18 protein-coding genes and 1 riboswitch are annotated in these 19539 nt (G+C 42.1%); of the genes, 15 read left to right on the forward strand and 3 right to left on the reverse strand.

What is annotated here, in order from left to right:
• Positions 1-225: 225 nt before the first annotated feature.
• Positions 226-1041, forward strand: a complete 816-nt coding sequence (locus tag Q1B03_RS11660; protein WP_299741367.1) for a ZIP family metal transporter — start codon at positions 226-228, stop codon at positions 1039-1041.
• 79 nt (positions 1042-1120) lie between these two features.
• A complete protein-coding gene (locus tag Q1B03_RS11665; RefSeq protein ID WP_299741368.1) occupies positions 1121-1663 on the forward strand; it encodes a histidine phosphatase family protein in 543 nt (180 codons plus the stop codon).
• A 36-nt stretch (positions 1664-1699) separates the two neighbouring features.
• Here the strand turns inward: Q1B03_RS11665 and Q1B03_RS11670 are convergent, their stop codons facing one another.
• Positions 1700-2023, reverse strand: a complete 324-nt coding sequence (locus Q1B03_RS11670; protein WP_299741369.1) for a general stress protein — start codon at positions 2021-2023, stop codon at positions 1700-1702.
• A gap of 132 nt (positions 2024-2155) precedes the next feature.
• Between Q1B03_RS11670 and Q1B03_RS11675 the strand changes: the two genes are divergently transcribed.
• From Q1B03_RS11675 to Q1B03_RS11720, 10 genes are all read left to right on the forward strand, one after another.
• Positions 2156-2482, forward strand: coding sequence for a thioredoxin family protein (locus tag Q1B03_RS11675; RefSeq protein WP_299741370.1), 327 nt, complete (start codon positions 2156-2158; stop codon positions 2480-2482).
• 230 nt (positions 2483-2712) lie between these two features.
• A complete protein-coding gene (locus Q1B03_RS11680; RefSeq protein ID WP_299741371.1) occupies positions 2713-3012 on the forward strand; it encodes a hypothetical protein in 300 nt (99 codons plus the stop codon).
• An 83-nt stretch (positions 3013-3095) separates the two neighbouring features.
• A riboswitch (TPP riboswitch) is annotated at positions 3096-3194 on the forward strand.
• A 69-nt stretch (positions 3195-3263) separates the two neighbouring features.
• Positions 3264-3860 carry an energy-coupled thiamine transporter ThiT gene (gene thiT, locus Q1B03_RS11685; RefSeq protein ID WP_299741372.1) on the forward strand — a complete coding sequence of 199 codons (597 nt, stop codon included), beginning with the start codon at positions 3264-3266 and terminating at the stop codon, positions 3858-3860.
• Positions 3861-4008: 148 nt separating this feature from the next.
• Entirely contained in the window at positions 4009-4656 is a 648-nt protein-coding gene (locus Q1B03_RS11690; protein WP_299741373.1) for a DedA family protein, read from the forward strand.
• A 126-nt stretch (positions 4657-4782) separates the two neighbouring features.
• Positions 4783-5532 (forward strand): threonine/serine exporter family protein, encoded by a 750-nt coding sequence (locus Q1B03_RS11695; RefSeq protein WP_044339230.1) that lies wholly within the window; start codon positions 4783-4785, stop codon positions 5530-5532.
• 46 nt (positions 5533-5578) lie between these two features.
• Positions 5579-6034, forward strand: coding sequence for a threonine/serine exporter family protein (locus Q1B03_RS11700; protein ID WP_299741374.1), 456 nt, complete (start codon positions 5579-5581; stop codon positions 6032-6034).
• A 160-nt stretch (positions 6035-6194) separates the two neighbouring features.
• Positions 6195-8384 carry a beta-propeller domain-containing protein gene (locus Q1B03_RS11705; protein WP_299741375.1) on the forward strand — a complete coding sequence of 730 codons (2190 nt, stop codon included), beginning with the start codon at positions 6195-6197 and terminating at the stop codon, positions 8382-8384.
• Positions 8385-8543: 159 nt separating this feature from the next.
• Positions 8544-10112, forward strand: a complete 1569-nt coding sequence (locus Q1B03_RS11710; protein WP_299741376.1) for a mechanosensitive ion channel — start codon at positions 8544-8546, stop codon at positions 10110-10112.
• Between the two features lie 227 nt (positions 10113-10339).
• On the forward strand, positions 10340-12028 hold the full coding sequence (locus Q1B03_RS11715) for an ABC transporter ATP-binding protein (protein WP_299742612.1): 1689 nt from the start codon (positions 10340-10342) through the stop codon (positions 12026-12028).
• Complete coding sequence (locus tag Q1B03_RS11720) at positions 12021-13802, forward strand: ABC transporter ATP-binding protein (RefSeq protein WP_299741377.1); 1782 nt, start codon at positions 12021-12023, stop codon at positions 13800-13802. Before Q1B03_RS11715 ends, Q1B03_RS11720 begins: the two co-directional genes overlap by 8 nt.
• Before the next feature lie 570 nt (positions 13803-14372).
• Here Q1B03_RS11720 and Q1B03_RS11725 read toward each other — a convergent pair.
• Complete coding sequence (locus tag Q1B03_RS11725; protein WP_299741378.1) at positions 14373-14795, reverse strand: pyridoxamine 5'-phosphate oxidase family protein; 423 nt, start codon at positions 14793-14795, stop codon at positions 14373-14375.
• 127 nt (positions 14796-14922) lie between these two features.
• On the opposite strand from Q1B03_RS11725, the gene Q1B03_RS11730 reads away from it, so the two are divergent.
• Positions 14923-15579, forward strand: a complete 657-nt coding sequence (locus Q1B03_RS11730; RefSeq protein ID WP_299742615.1) for a uracil-DNA glycosylase — start codon at positions 14923-14925, stop codon at positions 15577-15579.
• A gap of 28 nt (positions 15580-15607) precedes the next feature.
• On the opposite strand, the gene Q1B03_RS11735 is transcribed toward Q1B03_RS11730, so the two are convergent.
• Positions 15608-15856: an alpha/beta-type small acid-soluble spore protein gene (locus tag Q1B03_RS11735; RefSeq protein WP_299741379.1), complete on the reverse strand. Its 249-nt coding sequence runs from the start codon at positions 15854-15856 to the stop codon at positions 15608-15610.
• Between the two features lie 227 nt (positions 15857-16083).
• Here Q1B03_RS11735 and Q1B03_RS11740 point away from each other — a divergent pair, with 227 nt between their 5' ends.
• Entirely contained in the window at positions 16084-17493 is a 1410-nt protein-coding gene (locus tag Q1B03_RS11740; protein WP_299742618.1) for an alanine/glycine:cation symporter family protein, read from the forward strand.
• A gap of 832 nt (positions 17494-18325) precedes the next feature.
• Positions 18326-19492 carry an acyl-CoA dehydrogenase family protein gene (locus Q1B03_RS11745; RefSeq protein ID WP_299741380.1) on the forward strand — a complete coding sequence of 389 codons (1167 nt, stop codon included), beginning with the start codon at positions 18326-18328 and terminating at the stop codon, positions 19490-19492.
• Positions 19493-19539: the final 47 nt, after the last annotated feature.

Genomic DNA, 19539 nt, shown 5'->3' on the forward strand with positions numbered 1-19539 from the left:
AAAATATTCTTGAAAAGCTGGTAAGTGTGGTATTCACTTTGACTTTTGTGAATAAGGACTCCAGGTTTGGGAGTAAAAAGAATGATACAAACACAAACTGAGATGAATAACATATATATAGAAAAGTGATAAAGCATGGTAAAGATGACATTTCCTTTGACAAAGAAAGTTTCCTTGATGCAAAATGGTGGTATTAAAATTTTTGATCGGAGGAGAGGGTCGGTTATGTTCTTAGATTGGTTAAGTGGATTCAACCCAGCCGTCCAGGCACTTTTTGGCGGTACATTGACATGGGGATTAACCGCACTGGGGGCCGCGACGGTTTTTTTCTTTACCAAAATAGAAAAGCATACTCTGAACATGATGCTTGGGTTTGCTGCAGGTGTCATGATAGCAGCATCGTTTTGGTCACTTCTTGCTCCATCAATAGAGTTCAGTGAACAAAACGGTCAGATTCCGTGGCTCGCTCCTGCAATCGGTTTTTTGCTTGGCGGCCTTTTCATTCGACTATTAGATTTTGTCGTACCTCATTTACACTTAGGGAACTCAGCAGAAAAAGCGGAGGGACCTCCGACTAAATTTAAAAAATCAACCTTACTATTTCTTGCGATTACCCTTCATAACATTCCCGAAGGTTTAGCCATCGGTGTGGCTTTTGGGGCAGCGTCAATGGGACTTGGTGACGCAACATTGGTAGGGGCGATCGGGCTCGCGATCGGAATTGGTATTCAGAATATGCCTGAAGGGGCGGCCCTTTCTATTCCATTGCGCGGAGAAGGGATGTCACGTCTGAGGTCCTTCAACTATGGTCAGCTTTCAGCTATCGTTGAGCCCATTGCTGCCGTAGTTGGTGCAGCTGCTGTCCTATTAGTGCAGCCATTGCTTCCTTACGCACTTGCTTTTGCTGCAGGGGCAATGATTTTCGTAGTAGTGGAAGAGCTGATCCCAGAGTCTCAATCCTCTGGAAGTACAGACTTGGCCACATTGGGACTCATGTTGGGATTTGTTGTAATGATGATTCTGGACGTATCGTTGGGTTAATAAAAGTAAGCATGCGACTTAGGTCGCATGCTTTTTTTATTTCCAAAAATAGTATAATGGTAGTGAAGGGGGTGAAAATGTGAAGATTGGTCTCGTAAGGCATTTTAAAGTAAAAAGAGGATACCCTGAAAGATTTGTAACATCCGAAGAACTAATGAAGTGGGTAGAAGAGTACGATGAGTCTGATGTAGAAGAGAATGAGGTTGATCTTCATGATATTGAATGGAAGAAGTGCTACGCAAGTGACTTAACCAGGGCAGAAGTAACTGCTCGAAAAGTCTATGCCGGGGATATCGTATCGTTGAAGGAACTACGTGAAATCAGACTATCTCCCTTATTCAATTACAAGAGAAAGCTTCCTCTGTTTTTACATTTGTTTATGATCCGGGTAGCCTGGTGGTTTAATCATCGTTCTCAGCCTGAAAGTAAGAATGAAATCCTTAAAAGAATCAACAGGATTGTCGAAGCGATCATACATGAGGGTGAGGACGTTCTCATTGTTGGGCATGGCGGGATTATGATGTTTATGAGAAAAGAGCTGATTAAACGAGGGTTTAATGGCCCTAAGTTTAGAAGACCAGCAAACGGGAAGCTATATGTTTTTCAAGACAAAAAAGGATGATTCCGGGGAATCATCCTAAGTCATTGTTCTATAAGGTCAGTTCTTAACAATCAATAATATCTTTCCTTCATCGAGCTTTCCTTCGTACTGATCCGCTTCTGCGTGGGAAAATCCAACTTCCATCAGCTTGTTTCGGAGTTCGTCGCCTTTATTCAGAATCATGTTCCCTACTGCAGTCCCGATGCCTGTTTCCTTAACACCGATCTCATTGGCGTCAGCCCGATCAGCGACTCTGTCCGTCCGGTCATCATCATGGGATAATACATAAAGATTGTGTTTGTCGATACCTTGAGAAGAAAGCTTTTCAACTTCTGTAATTAATTCCTTATCGTCATAAAATTCCTTAACAGTCGGTTTCAATTCAATCTCCTCCATTTTTCAAATTATTTTGTCTTCGTTTATCTTTTCCCGCGGGTTCCTATTAGTAAACCTTTGAATAGGTGGGTATACATATTACTAGTGTGTGTAATGAAAGAAGGGAGACGGTTAGATATGGAAGAAGTTCATTCTTTAGAAACTATCAATGCTACTCTGGCAGGAGAAAAGATGGTGTTACTATACATATCCAGACCCAATTGCTCTGTTTGTCACGCTCTACTGCCCCAAGTGAAAGGGGTGCTGGAAGAGTTTCAAGATGTAAAGTCCATTCATGCCGATGCAGGGGAAATACCGGAAATAGCTGGTGGGTTCTCTATCTTTACTGTGCCGGTGGTCATCGTATTTGTAGATGGAAAAGAAATGTTCAGGAAGGCCCGATTCGTTCCAATCGATGAGTTACATACCCAAATGTCCCGTCTGGTGAAGATGTTAGACAACTAAACAAACGTTTGATTAAGCGTGAAAGTTGTTGGTTTGTCAAAGTTTACAGTATTAAACGGTTGTTTAATACTGTGAAAATTAAAAATCGAGAGCTGTTTTAAGTTGGGGATTATAGACAATGAAAAAGAGCTGCTAAAAAAGTAGCTCTTTTGTCATGGTTCGGTGAATAGGTATATAATAGAGAGTATACGAGTATAGTAGTCATGAAGAAATAAAAGGGGGCTTGATGAATGATCAGATTGTCCAGGACAAAGAAAGTCATGTTACTTGGTTTAGCAATCATCCTCATAATAGTAGCCAACCGGATTTCCAGTGTACAACACTTGACAGCAAGAATTGCCACTAACCTGTATATCAGCCTGAAGTATCAAGATCTGGACCTCGAATACCAGAACGTCGAATTCTCACCCCAGTTTGGAGATTATTCTGTAGCGTATAAGGACAAGGACGGAAAAGTCTATGGATTCATGGTTACCCCTAAGTCAATGCCCGTCATCATACTTCACGATCCTCTTAATGAGTCACCTTAATCAATAGCGAAGTTAAAGAGTGAACCTCTCTATCTTTTATCATTTCATTCTTCATGTATAATAAAACCAAACAACTTTATAAACGTTACCACAAGGGGAGCGAAAGCTGAGAGTGAACAATCTGTTCTGACCCTCTGAACCTGTTAGTTAGTACTAGCGTAGGGATGTGGATAGTAAGCAGCATGGCTTATTTTTCCTTTTACATTCAGCCCCCTTATGGTTTCGTTTCATCTTACAAGGGGGATTCTTTTATGAAAAACATGCGTCTTGTCGTTTTACTTGAAGCCTCATTGATGGCGGCATTCGCCGTTATCCTTGATATGCTTCCTTCTATTAAGCTATCACCCAGTATCTCCATTTCGATAGCAATGGTTCCTATTTTTCTATTGTCATATCGAAGAGGATGGAAGGCTGGTATACTGGCTGGATTTGTATGGGGCCTATTGCAGATTGCCTTGGGTGACGCTTGGATTGCGACTCCAGTGCAAATGGTAATTGAATATTTCATCGCCTTTGCCTTTATCGGTCTTGCCGGATTCTTTTCCGGTAAGATCCAATCCTCAGTAAGAAGTAACCGTCGAACTAGAGCGGTCATGTGGGTAGTGGCTGCTACGTTTTTAGGTAGTCTGGGTCGATATTTTTGGCACTTCATCGCAGGATATGTCTTCTTTGCAGAATATGCGCCAAAAGGCATGTCGCCGCTACTTTTTTCATTAGCAGCAAACGGAATCACCATGTTGGGCTCAGCTCTTCTTTGTTCAATCGCTCTGCTGATCGTACTCAACACAGTGCCAAGATTGATCAAAGTAAGGGTATCTCCTCAAGAAAGCAACCGAAAGGCATCCTAAGTTATTTGGACCGGTCACTATAAAGAGGCTGGTCTTTTTTCTATGAAAATACATCCCAGGTCTTAGAAGTATTTACTTCTACGGCTTCTGTTTGCATGTTGGTGATTTTTTTATACTTAAGTTATTCGTTCATATAGGAGTGACCTCGATGGAAGAAATCATGGCAAATTATTCGGCAGAGTGGGGGATATGGGGTGTATTGCTTTCTCTATTTATTGAAGGAAGTGCTTTCCCTTTTGTGGGCACTTTTTTCATCGTAACAATGGGATTTATTTTAGAATTAACGTGGATGGAGATAGGAGTGCTTTCTCTAATAGGAAGCTTTCTTTATACAGCGGGTAGCTATATTCCTTATTTTATCAGTTCAAAATTAGGTGCGAAGCTTGAGGCAAGGTTGAAACCTGAAAAACGGAAGAAGCTCAAAGAAGCTCAGGAAAAGTTCAACCGTTACGGAATCTGGAGCGTAGCAATTGCAAGTCCCCTTCATTTAGGAAATATCATCCCCTTCATGGCAGGCATGGCAAAAATGGATTTGAAAGTGTATTCTCTCCTTACTATGCTTGGGATAGCTCCGTCTACCTTTTTTTTCTTAAGTATAGGCAAGTTCTATGATGGTGATAGAGAAGTGATCTTGGGGTTGGTAGAAGAATATCAACTGTTGGTTCTAACAGGATTTGTGCTGGTAACTGTTTTGTACATTCTCTTTAAAAGGAAGAGAAAAGGGAATAGAAGGATGATTAGTAAAGATTCGGAGACTGAAAAATTTTCGTCAAGTTACAAAAAAACTCAATCCTAAAACCCTCTACGCAGATTAAATCTTCGTAAAATCATCCCCTTCCTCATTGCTTACACCCATTCTTTCCTATAAACTAGACCTATTCAAAAAATAGCACGTGTGGAGAGATCTATATTGGAAGCAAAAATGATAAGAAGATATGACATTATGGAGGTAAGTTTGCTGGCGGGTAAGATTATGCTGCAAAGTGGTGCAGAAACGTATCGCGTAGAGGATACGATGATGCGGATCGCCGCTTCTTATGGGATTTCAGAATCTCACAGCTATGTTACACCAACAGGGATCATCTTCTCGATTGAAACGTCTGAACCAACGAAAACGAAGCTTATTCGAATAAACGAACGGTCTACCGATCTTGAAAAAGTAACCCTAGTGAATAGTATTTCAAGGCAAATCAGTAAGGGGCATCTCACCCTTGAAGAAGCATACAATGCTTTGGAAAAGCTTGATCAATCTGATCTTTCTTACTCCTTTGTGATTCAGGTATTGGCCGCTTCGATTGCAAGCGGATGTTTTCTCATCATGTTCCAGGGAATGTGGAATGACTTCATTCCTGCGCTTTTCGCTGGTGGAGTCGGGTTTACGAGCCTGATCTATTTTCATCGACTCGTGCCCATTAAATTCTTCGCCGAGTTTCTCGCTTCCTTTATTATCGGAATGCTTTCCTATGGGTTCGTCCAGCTTGGAGTCGGACAGGAGCTGGATAAGATTATTATTGGATCAGTGATGCCTCTGGTTCCCGGGCTCCTCATTACCAATGCCGTCCGGGACTTAATGGCAGGGCATTTGGTGTCGGGTTTATCGAAGGGAGCAGAAGCTTTTTTAACGGCGTTTGCCATCGGGACGGGTATTGCCGTAGTTTTCACTCTGACGTAGGGTGACTTTGTTTAGTATTAGGAAAAAAGAATGAGGTGAAAAGGGAATGCTCATCATAGAACAATTAGTGACCAGCTTCATCTCCGCTGCTGCATTCGGGATTATCTTCAATGCTCCAAAGCAGTCCCTTTTCAAATGCGGAATTGTTGGAATGTTAGGCTGGATCATCTACATAGTAATGAGTTTAAACGACGCCGATGCGGTACTTGCGACGTTACTTGCATCCTTTGTCGTGGCCGTGATCAGTCAGGTGTTTGCGAAAATGTATAAAACCCCGGTCATCATCTTCTCTGTAGCCGGCATTATACCTCTTGTACCTGGAGGACTGGCGTACGATGCCATGAGAAATTTTGTTCAAAACGATTACAATGCCGCCATCAACCTGGCAGCTAAAGCTTTTATGATTTCAGGCTCCATCGCCATCGGACTCATCTTCTCAGAAGTCATCAACCAAGTCATCCGAAACGCTCGGCTGAACGTAAGTGCAAGGCGAATGAGATAGAGGGACGGACCTTACTTTTGTGGGGTCTTTTTTTATTGGCTTCAGCAGAGAATAGGAACAAAGTCGGGCGTAATGAATCCCCTGCAAACTCACACCCCATGTAACATTTTCTCTCTCCTGACGTCTAATCAACAAATAGAACATATAGGAGGGTCATAGCATGAGTAAGAAATCGTATCTGCTCATCATTGCTGGTATTATGTTGCTGGTGGCACTTGGAACGTTTGTGTATAGTCAAAGACCTGTCGTGAAGGCCGAGGGGAAGATGGAGGGCGACCTTCTCGTGATGGAGAATAATTCATGGAATCTGCAATTTTCAACGGCCCTGAATAAGGAAACGGTGACGCCCCAGAACATTTATGTAGAAGACTCCAATGGAGAGAGGATCAATGTCTCCTTGAAGGTGGATGAAAATCGAAAGACACTGCAAATTCAAGCACCGCCAGAAGGATATCCTTCTGATCCACACCAGTATACACTTCATATTTCTCCTAAAGTGAAAACCAAATGGGGTTTTTCTTATGATGGAGATACAGAAATACCCTTTTCTGTCACCTCTAAACTACCCAGTATTCAATCCAAGGAAGAACTAACGAACTATTTTAAACGAATGTTAAAGAAAAATAAGGAAGATACGGAGTTTTCTCTGTTCGGAAGAGAAGGGAATATGGAGTCCAAATCATCGGAAGATAGTGCAGCTGGGGAGTCGTCTCAATCGGAATCCAATTTTTCTGAAACGAATAATCAGGTTAAAGGAGTTGACGAAGGGGATATCGTGAAGACCGATGGAAGCTATATTTACCAATTAACCGACCGCAGGCTGCTGATTACAAAGGCAAATCCTGTGAAAGAAATGAAAGTGGTATCCTCTACCAGCTATAAAGAAAATATGCAGCCGCATCATCTGTTTCTACAGAAGGATAAGCTGCTCGTCATCGGGAATAGCTGGTCGGCTGTCCATTTTCAAGAGGGTAAACAAGAGTCAATTGCTTCCACTATGCCTGTAGACGGAACGACCGTTGCGCTTCTTTATGATATCTCGGACAAAGCCAAACCATCCCTTCTCAGGCATGTTGAGCTTGAAGGTCAATATGTAACGTCCAGGAAGATTGATTCCACTGTATATTTGATTTCGAATCTGTATCCAAACTACTGGATGCTTGAACAGGGGGGGAATCCTGATCTGAGACCCCGTGTGAAAGATAGTTTAACAGGTGGTGAAACGACACCCCTTCCAATAGAAGATATTAAGTACTTTCCACAGTCCCAGTCCCCAAACTATACCTTATTGACGGGAATGAATATGGAAGATCCAAAGGCTTCTCTAAACGTTCAATCCTATCTTGGAAGCGGCGATAAAGTGTATATGTCTAAAAATAATCTTTATGTGGCTGTAGAAAAATACAATGAAGATGCTATGAAAAAATGGACCTCTTCAAACACGGAGATTTATAAATTTTCCGTAAGTGATGGAAAGATTGAATATGCTTCATCAGGTCAGGTAGAAGGAAGGGTGATAAATCAATTTTCCATGGATGAACATAAAGGTTACTTTCGGATTGCAACGACAAAAGGGGAGGTGTGGAACAGTGACTCCCCTTCATCCAATGCTCTCTATATTTTGGATGAAAACATGAAGAATGTTGGGGAAGTAACGGATTTAGCCAGGGGAGAACAAATCTATTCTGTCAGGTTTATGGGAGATAAGGCATATATGGTGACCTTTAAACAAGTCGATCCCCTTTTTGTCATCGATACGGCAGATCCGAAAGCTCCAAAGGTTCTGGGGGAGCTGAAGATTCCGGGTTTTAGCACCTATCTTCACCCCATTGACGAACATCACCTCATCGGGTTTGGGTTTGATACGAAAGTGGTGCACGATGACAAAGCAACCAATGAGGAACCCAGAATCGTTCGACAAGGAATGAAGATCTCATTATTCGATATTACAGACTTTCAGCAGCCAAAGGAGACGGATACTGAAATAATAGGGGGACAGGGTACTCACTCATATTTGTTGGACGATCACAAAGCACTGCTTCATGAACCTTCACGAAATCTATATGGCTTTCCCATTTCTGTTTATCATGAAAAAGAAGGAAGCCGGCATGAACTGGATTTTGACTATCAAGGCGCAATCCTGTATGAAATCACACCTGAAAAAGGAATCGTCTTAAAGTCTCAGCTCACAGAAGAAGAAAACAAACACAAAGAATATTACGAACAGTGGGAAGACCAGATTCAAAGACTCCTATATATTGATGATCAGCTGTATACAGTATCACATAAGAGAGTGACTGCTTACTCTTTAGATGATTTCATTAAAGAAAACGCGATTGACCTCCCGTGATGAAAACCCTTAAGGCGCTTTGCCTTAAGGGTTTTCTATTACTTAAGACTCCTTGGTGAATCAAATAGACTATCTTTTTTTGTCAGGTTTTGAAAAAAAATCTTTGGGTAGATAACTATTAGCATTATACAATTTCCATAATTGAAGGGAGAACATCGAATGAACAATGATATAACGCAAGAATGGTACGGGTACTTAGGGAAGCTTCCTGATCTGTTATTAGCTCTATTAGTGTTATTGATCGGATGGATCATTGCTAAGGCTGTTGAAAAAGCCGTTTACGGAATTTTAAAACGGGTGAAGATCGATGATAACCTTTATTTTGGCAGCAGGAACGGAGAACGGAAATGGACATCGGAGAAAGTCATTAGTAAAATTGTGTACTTTATTCTGCTTGTGTTTGTGTTTATTGCCTTCTTCAATATGCTTGACTTGAACTTCATTGCTTCACCTTTAGTCGGTATGTTGAGTACGATGGCGGCAGCGATTCCGAATGTATTAAAAGCAGCACTCATTCTATTATTTGCATGGATTGTTGCATCTGTACTGAAGGTATTGATTGAGAAACTGGGTACGAGACCTGCAGTTAAAAGCACGCTGGTAAGATCTAAATTAGCAAAAGATGAAAATGATGTCCATCGATACGTCTATACGGCTGCTAGAATTGTATTCTATCTCGTGCTTCTCATATTCTTACCGGGAGTGTTAGCAGCTCTTAATATCACAGGGGTTTCAGGGCCTTTCACGGAAATGCTCCAAAACTTCCTAGGGTTTATTCCTAAACTGTTTGCCGCAGCTATCATTCTCCTTGTTGGCTGGTTTGTAGCCAAAATCGTCCGGGATATCGTCACGAACTTTTTACAGGCGATTGGAACAGAGAGAGTCGCTGAACGATTCGGCATTGGCAAGCTCTTTCAAGGAACAACGGTTTCATCGGTCATTGGTACGATCATATTCGTGCTCATTATGATTCCGGTTACCATTTCTGCATTGGATCAGCTGGACATTCGCGGGATTTCAGAACCGGCGATTAACATGCTGAATCAGGTCCTTGTGATGCTTCCGAATATTGCGATTGCAATTCTACTCATTCTTGCAGGAATCTGGGTTGGTAAATGGGTTGGAGCCATGGTTGCCCGTTTATTGAACCGGGTAGGATTCAATTCTCTATTACGTAATATGGGTATTGGACGTATGAACGTCAATAAGAATCCGTATGAACCAACGGGCTCATCCTATATGAATCTATCAGGGCTTGTAGGTAGAGTGGTTCAAATTATCATTGTTTTCCTATTTGTTGTAGAAGCCCTGGAAATTGTGCGATTGGAATTCCTGGTCGCTCTGGCAACGGGTGTCCTTGCGTATTTACCACATGTATTGGCAGCCATCGTCATTCTTGGGGCAGGCTTATACTTAGGTAACTTGGTCAAGAGCATCATATCCAATGTATTGAGTGATAACTTCCAAGTACTTTCGACCATCACGAAATATGCAATTATTGCCTTGAGCTTCTTTATGGCCTTGGATCAATTAAAAGTAGCTGATTCCATCGTCAATATTGCATTCATGCTGATTCTGGGTGGACTGGCACTAGCCTTCGGTTTGGCCTTTGGTCTGGGTGGAAAGGACTTTGCACAAAAATATCTATCTAAACTCGATCGGAAAATTGAAGAAGAAAAGAACAGACCTAATAATGGTGGTACAGATACACCACCTTTTAATCAATAAGTGTAAAAACCACACGATTCTTTTAGATCGTGTGGTTTTTGTTAGGGGATAATGGTGGATTCGATAAATCCTACGGAAATGACCTTCAGCTTCTGCATGAACACTTCCAACTACCACCCGGTATAAAAAAACGATATGATGATACATATATATACATAATGGAAGTTTAATGTAAGAGGGGTGTTCATTTGAAGGTCATACGTTTTTTAAAGCCTTACCGTGTTGCCATGGCGGTTGCCTGGAGTTTAATGCTGGTAGAGCTTGCTGTTGAATTATTAAATCCGCTGTTTATGGCACGGATTATTGATGAAGGCATTATGAATGGAGACTTGGACGTGGTGATGAAATGGGGCTTCATCATGGTGGGGATGTCTCTCCTCGCGTTTATTTCAGGCGTGACGAATTCATTTTTCGCCGCTCATACGAGTCAGGGATTTGGCTATGATGTACGGGAAAGCTTATATAAAAAGGTTCAGTCATTTTCCTTTGCAAGCTTTCATAAGCTTCCGACGTCATCCTTGATCACCAGGATGACCAATGACGTAAGGCAGCTGCAGAATACCATCTTCATGAGCTTACGTATTATGCTAAGAGCCCCGCTGCTTGTTGTCGGATCAGCGATCATGGCACTTATCGTCAATGTCCGTCTGGCCCTTATTTTATTAATCGTGATTCCGGTTTTATGGATGTTCCTGATATGGGTCCTGAAACGTGGATGGAGCCTTTTTGAAAGAGTTCAATCCCGTCTCGACAAAGTAAACGAGGTCATGAAGGAAAACCTCTCCGGGATGAGGTTAATTAAAGCTTATACACGAAGCAAATATGAAGAAGGCCGATTTCATGGTGCAAATGAAGATTTGAAGGATCGGACTGTCGGGGCTCTTCGTTTCATGGAAATTATCATGCCTCTTCTGATGCTCGTGATGAATCTTGCCCTCTTATCCGTTTTGTGGTTCGGAAGTATAGATGTTGCCTCAGGTGGGGCGAATGTTGGAGAAGTCGTAGCGATCGTCACCTATGTTACGAGAATCTCTTCTGTTTTTTCAATTTTCTCATTTATCATTACAAGTTTTTCAAGAGCAAGGGCTTCTGCCGGGCGGGTAGAAGAAGTTCTCCAAACAGAGGTAGATCTAAAAGACGGAGAAGGTGCCAGACTGGAAAACACTGTGGTGAACGGAGAGATTACATTCAAAGATGTGTCGTTTCAATACCCTTCAACCCGCGGCAAGGTGCTTGAGAGTGTATCGTTTAAAGTGGAGGCTGGCGAAACGGTTTCGATCCTCGGAGCAACGGGATCCGGCAAAACATCACTGTTCCAACTCATTCCCCGCCTGTACGATGCGACGGAAGGGTCTGTTGAACTGGATGGTCAATGCATACGGTCCATCCCTTTGGCTCATGTAAGGAAAAATATTGGGTACGTGCCCCAGGAAGCGGTATTGTTTTCTGGATCCGTATCCGAAAACCTCCTCTGGGGAAAAGAAGATGCAACCAGGGAAGAAATGATCCAAGCCGCAAAGGATGCCCAGATCCATGAGACCATCCTGAATCTTCCTCATGGATATGACACAGTTCTCGGTCAAAAAGGGGTCAATCTTTCAGGAGGACAGAAACAGCGTCTGTCGATTGCGAGAGCACTCATTCGAAAACCAAAGATTTTATTACTGGACGATAGCACGAGTGCTTTGGATTTGAAAACAGAATCGAAATTACTCCAAGCTCTGAAGCAATACGAATGTACGACGATGATCATTACACAGAAAATAAGTACGGCCATGGAATCTGATACGATTCTGCTCCTTGAAGATGGAGTGTTAATCGGAGAAGGGACCCATACATCCCTATTAGAAGATTCCTCCCTCTATCAGGCGATTTTTCAATCTCAATTCGGAGAGGAGGAAATACATCATGTCTAGGCATATGCGAAAGAAACTGGGGGAAAACGATAAAGCGAAAGATGCAAGAGGGACGCTGCGTCGTCTTTGGGACTACCTTTCCGAAATGAAAGTGATCCTGTACCTCGTGATTTTAATGGTGTTCATTAGTTCAGCAGCAGCTCTTCTGGGACCTTTCCTTGTAGGGAAAGCGATTGATGAATACATTGTAACGAAAGAGACTTCCGGATTGATTGAGCTTGTTTTAGGTTTAATAGCCGTGTACATCTTCCATTCCCTTTCCGTATGGTTCCAGAATTATTGGATGATCGGTGTGGCTCAGGATACGGTCTACCGCTTGCGGAAGGACCTTTTTCATCAATTGCATCAACTATCGATCCCATTCTTTGATAAACGGAAACATGGGGAGTTAATGAGCAGAGTGACAAATGATATTGATAATGTGAGTGCCACATTGAATAGCTCGTTCATTCAAATCATTTCCAGTGTCCTGACGTTGGTGGGGACTGTCTCGATCATGCTCTTGCTAAGTCCGTTGCTAACGTTGATCACGTTGACCATCGTACCTCTGATGGTTCTCGGTATGAAGTGGATTACGAAAAGGACAGGACGTTTGTTTAAACAATATCAACAAAATATCGGTGAGTTAAACGGATATATAGAAGAGACGATTTCAGGTCATAGTATTATTAAAACCTTTTCCCGTGAGGACACTGCCATAAAGGACTTTGGAGAAAAAAATCAGCGGTTGAGAACGGCCGCGTATTGGGCCGATACCTATTCCGGGTTTATTCCGAAGCTTATGAATGTGTTGAACAATTTAAGTTTTGCCGTCATTGCCGGAGTCGGAGGGGTCTTCGCATTAAATGGCATGATAACCATTGGAGTGATTGTGATCTTTGCTGAATATGCCCGTCAATTCACCCGTCCGTTGAATGAGCTAGCGAACCAATATAACACGTTATTATCTGCCATTGCCGGTGCAGAGAGAGTATTTCAAATTTTAGACGAAGAGGAAGAGGCCAAGGATGAAGGTGATGCCGTGGAGATCGATTCCGTTGAAGGGAAAGTGGAATTTCAGCATGTATCCTTCTCGTATGAAAAAGGGGATCAAACGCTTCAGGATGTATCCTTCACCATAACACCGGGTGAAACCGTTGCATTGGTCGGACCGACAGGAGCAGGTAAAACGACGATTACCAATCTACTGTCCCGTTTCTATGAACTGAATGATGGCACCATTGAGATAGATGACCAGAACATCCAAAGCATTAAACGAAAGAGTCTTCGTCAGCAGATGGGATTTGTCCTGCAGGATAGCTTCTTGTTTCAAGGAACGATTGCAGACAATATCCGCTACGGCAGACTCGATGCGGGCGATGAAGAAATAAGGGAAGCGGCTAAATTGGCCAATGCCCATTCCTTCATTGAAAAAATGCCAGAGGGCTACGATACTTTATTAAGACATGATGGCAGTGGAATCAGCCAGGGGCAAAAACAATTATTATCGATTGCAAGAGCGATCCTTTCAAATCCTTCCATTCTTATACTTGATGAAGCCACGAGCAGCATCGATACGATTACAGAGCTGAAGATTCAGGAAGCTCTTAAACGATTAATGATGGGAAGAACGAGCGTAGTGGTGGCCCACCGTCTCAATACCATCCGACAGGCTGATCAAATCCTGGTCCTTGATCAAGGAAGAATCATTGAACGGGGCTCTCATGATGAGCTTCTCAAGCAGAAAGGGTTCTATTATGGTTTGTATCATAGTCAGCTGAAGGAGAGCAGTTGATGGATTGTGTGAATTTGCGAGGGAATACCGGTTTTGAAAATAAATTCTTAGATTTGAAAATAAAATCGGTGGAATTGAAAATAAAATGCGAAATTTGAAAATAAAAGTAGAGATTTTGAAAATAAAATGGAAATCGACTGCGAAACAGAGAGAGATACGAACTGCATTCACCCAGAACATAAAAAAACACCTCAAAAGTCAGCACTTTTGAGGTGTTTTTACCTTGTAGAGGGGCTAATCATCCCGTTAGCGATCCCTCTGATATTGCCTTAATCGGATAAAGGCAACTCTGTAACTTGCAACATCACAAGTAATATATTTATATCTTGAACGTTGTTTGCAGATAATAAACAGCCGCGGGCAATTCCTTGAGTCGTTTGATATACCTAAACGACGTAAGCCCTACCTCTCTTACATCCTAACGGCTCCGAAGCCGATCCAGTGTGAATAAGTTGTTAAATCAAAACAGAATAGAATTACGAATTATCTTCTCTATCGTTTCAATGTATGTTACAAGGTTACAATAAATAAATATAACATCAATATTAAAACGTGTCAAGGGAATTTCGATTATAATTCAAGCGACTGCGGCGAATCCTCATCGTCATTCATTAAGCGGATGGCGGTGGGTTGAATTTTTAAGACGATGTAATTCGGGTCGTCCGGACCTTCAAACCATCTTTTCATATGGTCATTCCAAAGTTTTTCCTTATAATGAGTGGACTCTTCAATGGAGGCGCGACCTTCGATTTCCACGAAAGTATCCCCATACCCCTCTCCTTCGTAACCAAGAAGGATATGTACATTAGGATTGTCCTCAATTTCATCTGTCTTATGTGTTTCCTTGCTTGTTGGCGTATACAGAGTCAGGTCATCATGAGAAAACGTCATATAACGGGAATGAGGCTTATTATTATTAACCGTTGCCAGTGTCCCTACTTTGCTTTCATCGAGCACTTTTAAGATTTGTTGTTTCAGTTCAGCTTGTGACACTCAATCCATCTCCTTTAATGGTTCATTTATATCCATACTATTCCTTTTCTTAAGGTGAAATAAACATGGGAATGTGTAATTGGGGTGCTGTCCGGGAATAACGGAAATAACAATGAAACTAAGGATGATGAGCGTGATACCGGAAGAATTAGTCGATATCTGTAAGAAAAGGATGGAGCCCTATCCCTGTGAGGGGTTTGTATACGGACGCGGCCCAGTGAAGCCGACGATCATGATTGTCGGGGAAGCCCCGGGTGAAACCGAGATTCATAATGGAATGCCATTTAGCGGACGGGCAGGAAAAGTCCTGGATGAGTTCTTTCGTTATATAGAGGTTCCACGGGAAGATATATATTTTACCTCGTCGGTCAGAAGCAGACCTTATAAAGTTGTCCCTAAGAAAGTAGGGGATGAGATCATAGAGAAGAAGTACAATAGGGCCCCGAATCTGAAGGAACAGCTGGCACATGCACCCATTCTGGATTATGAGCTGCAGCATATTAAGCCAAAACAACTTGTGACATTGGGGAATATCGGGTTACAGAGGCTGCTGGGGAAACGCTATACCATTTCTCAAGCGCACGGCCAGTTAATTGAATCGAAAGTCAGAAGGTTGAAAGATCTTCAGTCAAATGAGTGGATCATGAGTGAAGAAAGCTACTCAATCTTTCCAACCTTTCATCCTGCATCGATTTTCTACAATCGCTCTTTAGAAAAAGAAATATACAAAGACCTGGATAAGTTGAAAGAAATACTGGGAAGAAGTCATAATAAAGGAGGCTGACATCCATGGAGTGTCAGCCTCCTTTACGCTAATTCTTGTTTAAATTCTCCTGAGCCATTCTCACAAGTTCCTTCACCATGTTACCGCCAATCCTTCCGCCAACTTTTCCTGCTTGCTCCGATGTTAATTTTCCGTTATATCCTCTTTGAAGAGGAATGCCTTGCTCTCTGGCAATTTCATATTTCGCTTCTTTGGGATCTTGCGTACCGGAAACTTTGGCTTTTAATTGATCCATTGCAGCTCGTGATTCAGGTACAAGAAGTTTTCGTTTCGACATATTATCACCCCTTTTTTAGATTACCCAAATATTTTTTTATGAGTATAGAGTCTTGACATATAAGGGTTTTTCCACGTTTAAGAAAATTTCGTCACAAAAAAAAGATTGTCTAATTTGTGTCAAATAAAATATAATTCTTAATAGTTAGATTATTTTTAAAAAGAAAAGGGGGAAATGCCGTGGAAGAATTAGTTGGCAAGTTGGTAGGAATACTTTGGTCTCCGGTCATGATTTACTTCTGTTTGGGTGTGGGATTATTATTTTCTATTTTAACGAAGTTTTTACAAGTCCGGTTGATTAAAGATATGGTGGTTCAAATGTTTAAGGGTGGTAGCTCCAAAGCAGGTGTGTCTTCATTCCAGGCCTTGGCGCTGTCGTTATCAGGACGTGTCGGGACAGGGAACATCGCCGGTACTGCAACGGCCATCGCTTTCGGTGGTCCAGGGGCGGTATTCTGGATGTGGACGATTGCATTCATCGGCGCAAGCAGTGCCTTCATTGAGTCCACACTTGCTCAAATTTACAAAGTGAAGCAGGATGGGGAATACCGTGGAGGGCCAGCCTATTACATTGAAAAAGGGATCGGCTGGAAATGGTATGCCGTGCTATTCTCACTTGCTACATTGCTTGCAATGAGTATTTTAATGCCTGGAATTCAATCAAACTCCATCGCATTAGGTCTTGAAAATGCATTCGGTCTTAGCACAACGGTAACGGGTATTGGTCTTGTCGTGTTAATCGGGGTCATCATTTTCGGTGGGGTCAAACGGATCGCTGGAGTAGCTTCTTACGTAGTCCCATTTATGGCGATTGCCTATATTCTTCTATCTCTTATCATTGTAGGAATGAATATCACTGAAATCCCGGCAGTTTTTGCTCTTATCTTCAAGAGTGCATTCGGCTTTGATTCAGCATTCGGTGGAATCATCGGGATGGCTGTGTCTTGGGGAGTGAAACGTGGAATCTATTCCAACGAAGCAGGTCAAGGTACAGGACCGCATGCTGCAGCGGCAGCTGAAGTGTCCCACCCTGCTAAACAAGGTCTGGTTCAAGCGTTCTCCGTTTACATCGATACTCTTCTGGTTTGTTCGGCAACAGCATTCATGATCTTGTTTACTGGATCCTTCAACACAGAAGCACCTGATGGAACCATGCTTGCGAACAATTTAGAAGGCATCGAAGCGGGGCCTGGTTATACACAGGCAGCGATTGAATCAGTCATCCCTGGATTCGGAGCATCATTCGTCGCGATTGCATTATTCTTCTTTGCTTTTACAACTATTATGGCTTACTACTACATGGCGGAAACGAATGTTGCCTACCTATTGAGAGGTAAGAATTCAAAAGTCGCGATGACCATCTTAAAGTTTGTTCTGCTTGCTGCTACATTCTACGGAGCAGTGAGAGAAGCCGCTTTAGCATGGGCGTTGGGTGATATTGGTCTTGGAATCATGGTATGGCTGAACTTAATCGCCATCCTTATCCTGGCCAAACCTGCTTTAAAAGCACTCAAGGATTATGAAGAACAGAAGAAGCAAGGTCTTGACCCAGTCTTCAACTCTACAAAGCTCGGTATCAAGAATGCAGAGTTCTGGGAGCAAGAGTATAAAGTAGAAGATAAAGAAAATGCATCTTAACCTACCAAAAAAACCTGATGCCTGTATGGGCAACAGGTTTTTTTTATTGTTCTTTTCGCGAAAACGAGCACCTGTAGCGAAAATCAACCAGCACTTACCTTTTACAGCAACAACGTTTACGGAAACAGCCTTTCATAAAACAGTCACATTATTTTGAAACAGGACTCTCAATCTTAGAATAAAGTCGTTCTCCGACATATTTCTGAAATACATACATAAGCAATGATTTAATGGAAAACAGGACAGTTAACTGGTATTGCTTTAAACGGATCAGGTTCCATACACCAAGATTTTTGAATAAGGAGTAAAATGGGTATGTAAAGAACGTATCGACCAGAAAATTAACAAGCACATAAAGATAAAAATTTTTATAGGTGAATTTGAGGATCCAAACAGAACCGCTCAAAAATACCCCAATCACAAAAGGCATAATACCATTCACTTTCGGGAAAAGCCTGGTGTGGTGGTGATGGTCCACCATTTCACCCTTTCTGCAAAAACATTTTCTGAATAAACGAGTAATGACATAAATATAGAGGCAGGTAAATATTTTTTTAAGCTCTCTTTTCCTGCTAGTAAGAGGAATACCCAAGAAACGAGCATCAGAAAAAAGTATGTACAGTTCATTTCTTTTATGAACCACGGTGACTCCTCCTAAAGGATGACGAGATACCTTACTCATAGATTGGTTTAATGAAAATAGAATTATACGGATAATAGTAAAATGTATTCCCATCAGATTAGTAGACAATATCTTTGAGTTAGACGTCTAAATTGATTATGATAATTAGAAGAAGTAAAAGCGTGACTTTTATCAGGAGGTGCTATTTCATTGGACTTATATGAACCGTATATACAGAATGACCGTCAAAGAAAGCTGGTTGATTTAGCTGGTGGGCTGGCTGATGCGTTTGATGAACGAGGGGAAGCGTATGACCGTGAAGATGCCTTTCCTTATGAAAATTTCAATGACCTGAAGAAAAAGGGATATGGAACTTTATCTCTTCCTAAAGAGTACGGCGGAGAAGAAATCAGCTTATATGAGCTGGTGATGATTCAAGAAAGGCTTGCTACAGGGGACGCAGCAACGGCTTTGTCCATTGGCTGGCATCTCGGAGGATTGATGGAACTGACGGAAACCCGGACGTGGGATGAAGGGGTGTTTAAGGAGCTTTGTGAGGAGATTATAGTGAACAATGCTCTTATTAACCGGGCAGCATCTGAACCGGCAACGGGGAGCCCCACTCGTGGAGGACTTCCCGAAACCAAAGCAGTGAAAACGGAAGAAGGATGGAAAGTAAGCGGCAGGAAATCTTTTACTTCTATGGCGAGAATTCTGGATTATTCTTTAGTATCGGCAACAATCGGTGACACCCAAGAAAAAGGATTCTTCTTGGTGAATCATGATCTGGAAGGAGTAAGTTTGGAAGAAACATGGGACACGATTTCCATGAAGGGAACGGGCAGTGATGATCTCGTCCTAACAGATGTCCTTCTTCCATCTTCTGCCCTGGTAGAACGTGATCGTGCAAATCCAAGAGGGAAGAATGATCTTCCTAAAGCATGGCTCCTGCACATTCCGGCTTGCTATATAGGAGTTGCGATTGCAGCACGCAACTATGCCATCCAATTTGCGAAGGACTATTCACCAAACAGTTTACCGGGACCGATCAAGGATGTACCTGAAGTTCAACGGAAAATTGGTGAAATAGAATTAGAACTATTTAAGGCCAGGCAAATTCTCTATTCAGTAGCTGACAAGTGGGTGATGGAGCCTCAAAAACGGAAAGATATGGCTTTAGAGCTTGCTTCTGTAAAACATGTTGTGACGAACAGCGCCTTTCACATTGTGGACATCGCCATGAGGATCGTTGGAGCAAAAAGTCTGTTCCTCTCGAACCCGATGCAGCGTTATTATCGTGATGTGAGGTCAGGCCTTCACAATCCGCCCATGGATGATATGGTGATTGGAATGTTAGCGAATAACGCATTAAAATAAGATTTCAATAGAAAAGGTATAGACAGTATTTGTCTATACCTTTATGA

Origin of the sequence: uncultured Rossellomorea sp. (assembly GCF_947488365.1) — a bacterium.
Lineage (GTDB): Bacteria > Bacillota > Bacilli > Bacillales > Bacillaceae_B > Rossellomorea.

Coding starts and splice junctions, on each gene's coding strand:
- Q1B03_RS11730 (WP_299742615.1), top strand. CDS start 14,923: ATGAGCGTGATACCGGAAGAATTAGTCGATATCTGTAAGAAAAGGATG.
- Q1B03_RS11715 (WP_299742612.1), top strand. CDS start 10,340: ATGGCGGTTGCCTGGAGTTTAATGCTGGTAGAGCTTGCTGTTGAATTA.
- Q1B03_RS11710 (WP_299741376.1), top strand. CDS start 8,544: ATGAACAATGATATAACGCAAGAATGGTACGGGTACTTAGGGAAGCTT.
- Q1B03_RS11660 (WP_299741367.1), top strand. CDS start 226: ATGTTCTTAGATTGGTTAAGTGGATTCAACCCAGCCGTCCAGGCACTT.
- Q1B03_RS11705 (WP_299741375.1), top strand. CDS start 6,195: ATGAGTAAGAAATCGTATCTGCTCATCATTGCTGGTATTATGTTGCTG.
- Q1B03_RS11700 (WP_299741374.1), top strand. CDS start 5,579: ATGCTCATCATAGAACAATTAGTGACCAGCTTCATCTCCGCTGCTGCA.
- Q1B03_RS11735 (WP_299741379.1), bottom strand. CDS start 15,856: ATGTCGAAACGAAAACTTCTTGTACCTGAATCACGAGCTGCAATGGAT.
- Q1B03_RS11740 (WP_299742618.1), top strand. CDS start 16,084: ATGATTTACTTCTGTTTGGGTGTGGGATTATTATTTTCTATTTTAACG.
- Q1B03_RS11675 (WP_299741370.1), top strand. CDS start 2,156: ATGGAAGAAGTTCATTCTTTAGAAACTATCAATGCTACTCTGGCAGGA.
- Q1B03_RS11695 (WP_044339230.1), top strand. CDS start 4,783: ATGATAAGAAGATATGACATTATGGAGGTAAGTTTGCTGGCGGGTAAG.
- Q1B03_RS11720 (WP_299741377.1), top strand. CDS start 12,021: ATGTCTAGGCATATGCGAAAGAAACTGGGGGAAAACGATAAAGCGAAA.
- Q1B03_RS11690 (WP_299741373.1), top strand. CDS start 4,009: ATGGAAGAAATCATGGCAAATTATTCGGCAGAGTGGGGGATATGGGGT.
- thiT (WP_299741372.1), top strand. CDS start 3,264: ATGAAAAACATGCGTCTTGTCGTTTTACTTGAAGCCTCATTGATGGCG.
- Q1B03_RS11680 (WP_299741371.1), top strand. CDS start 2,713: ATGATCAGATTGTCCAGGACAAAGAAAGTCATGTTACTTGGTTTAGCA.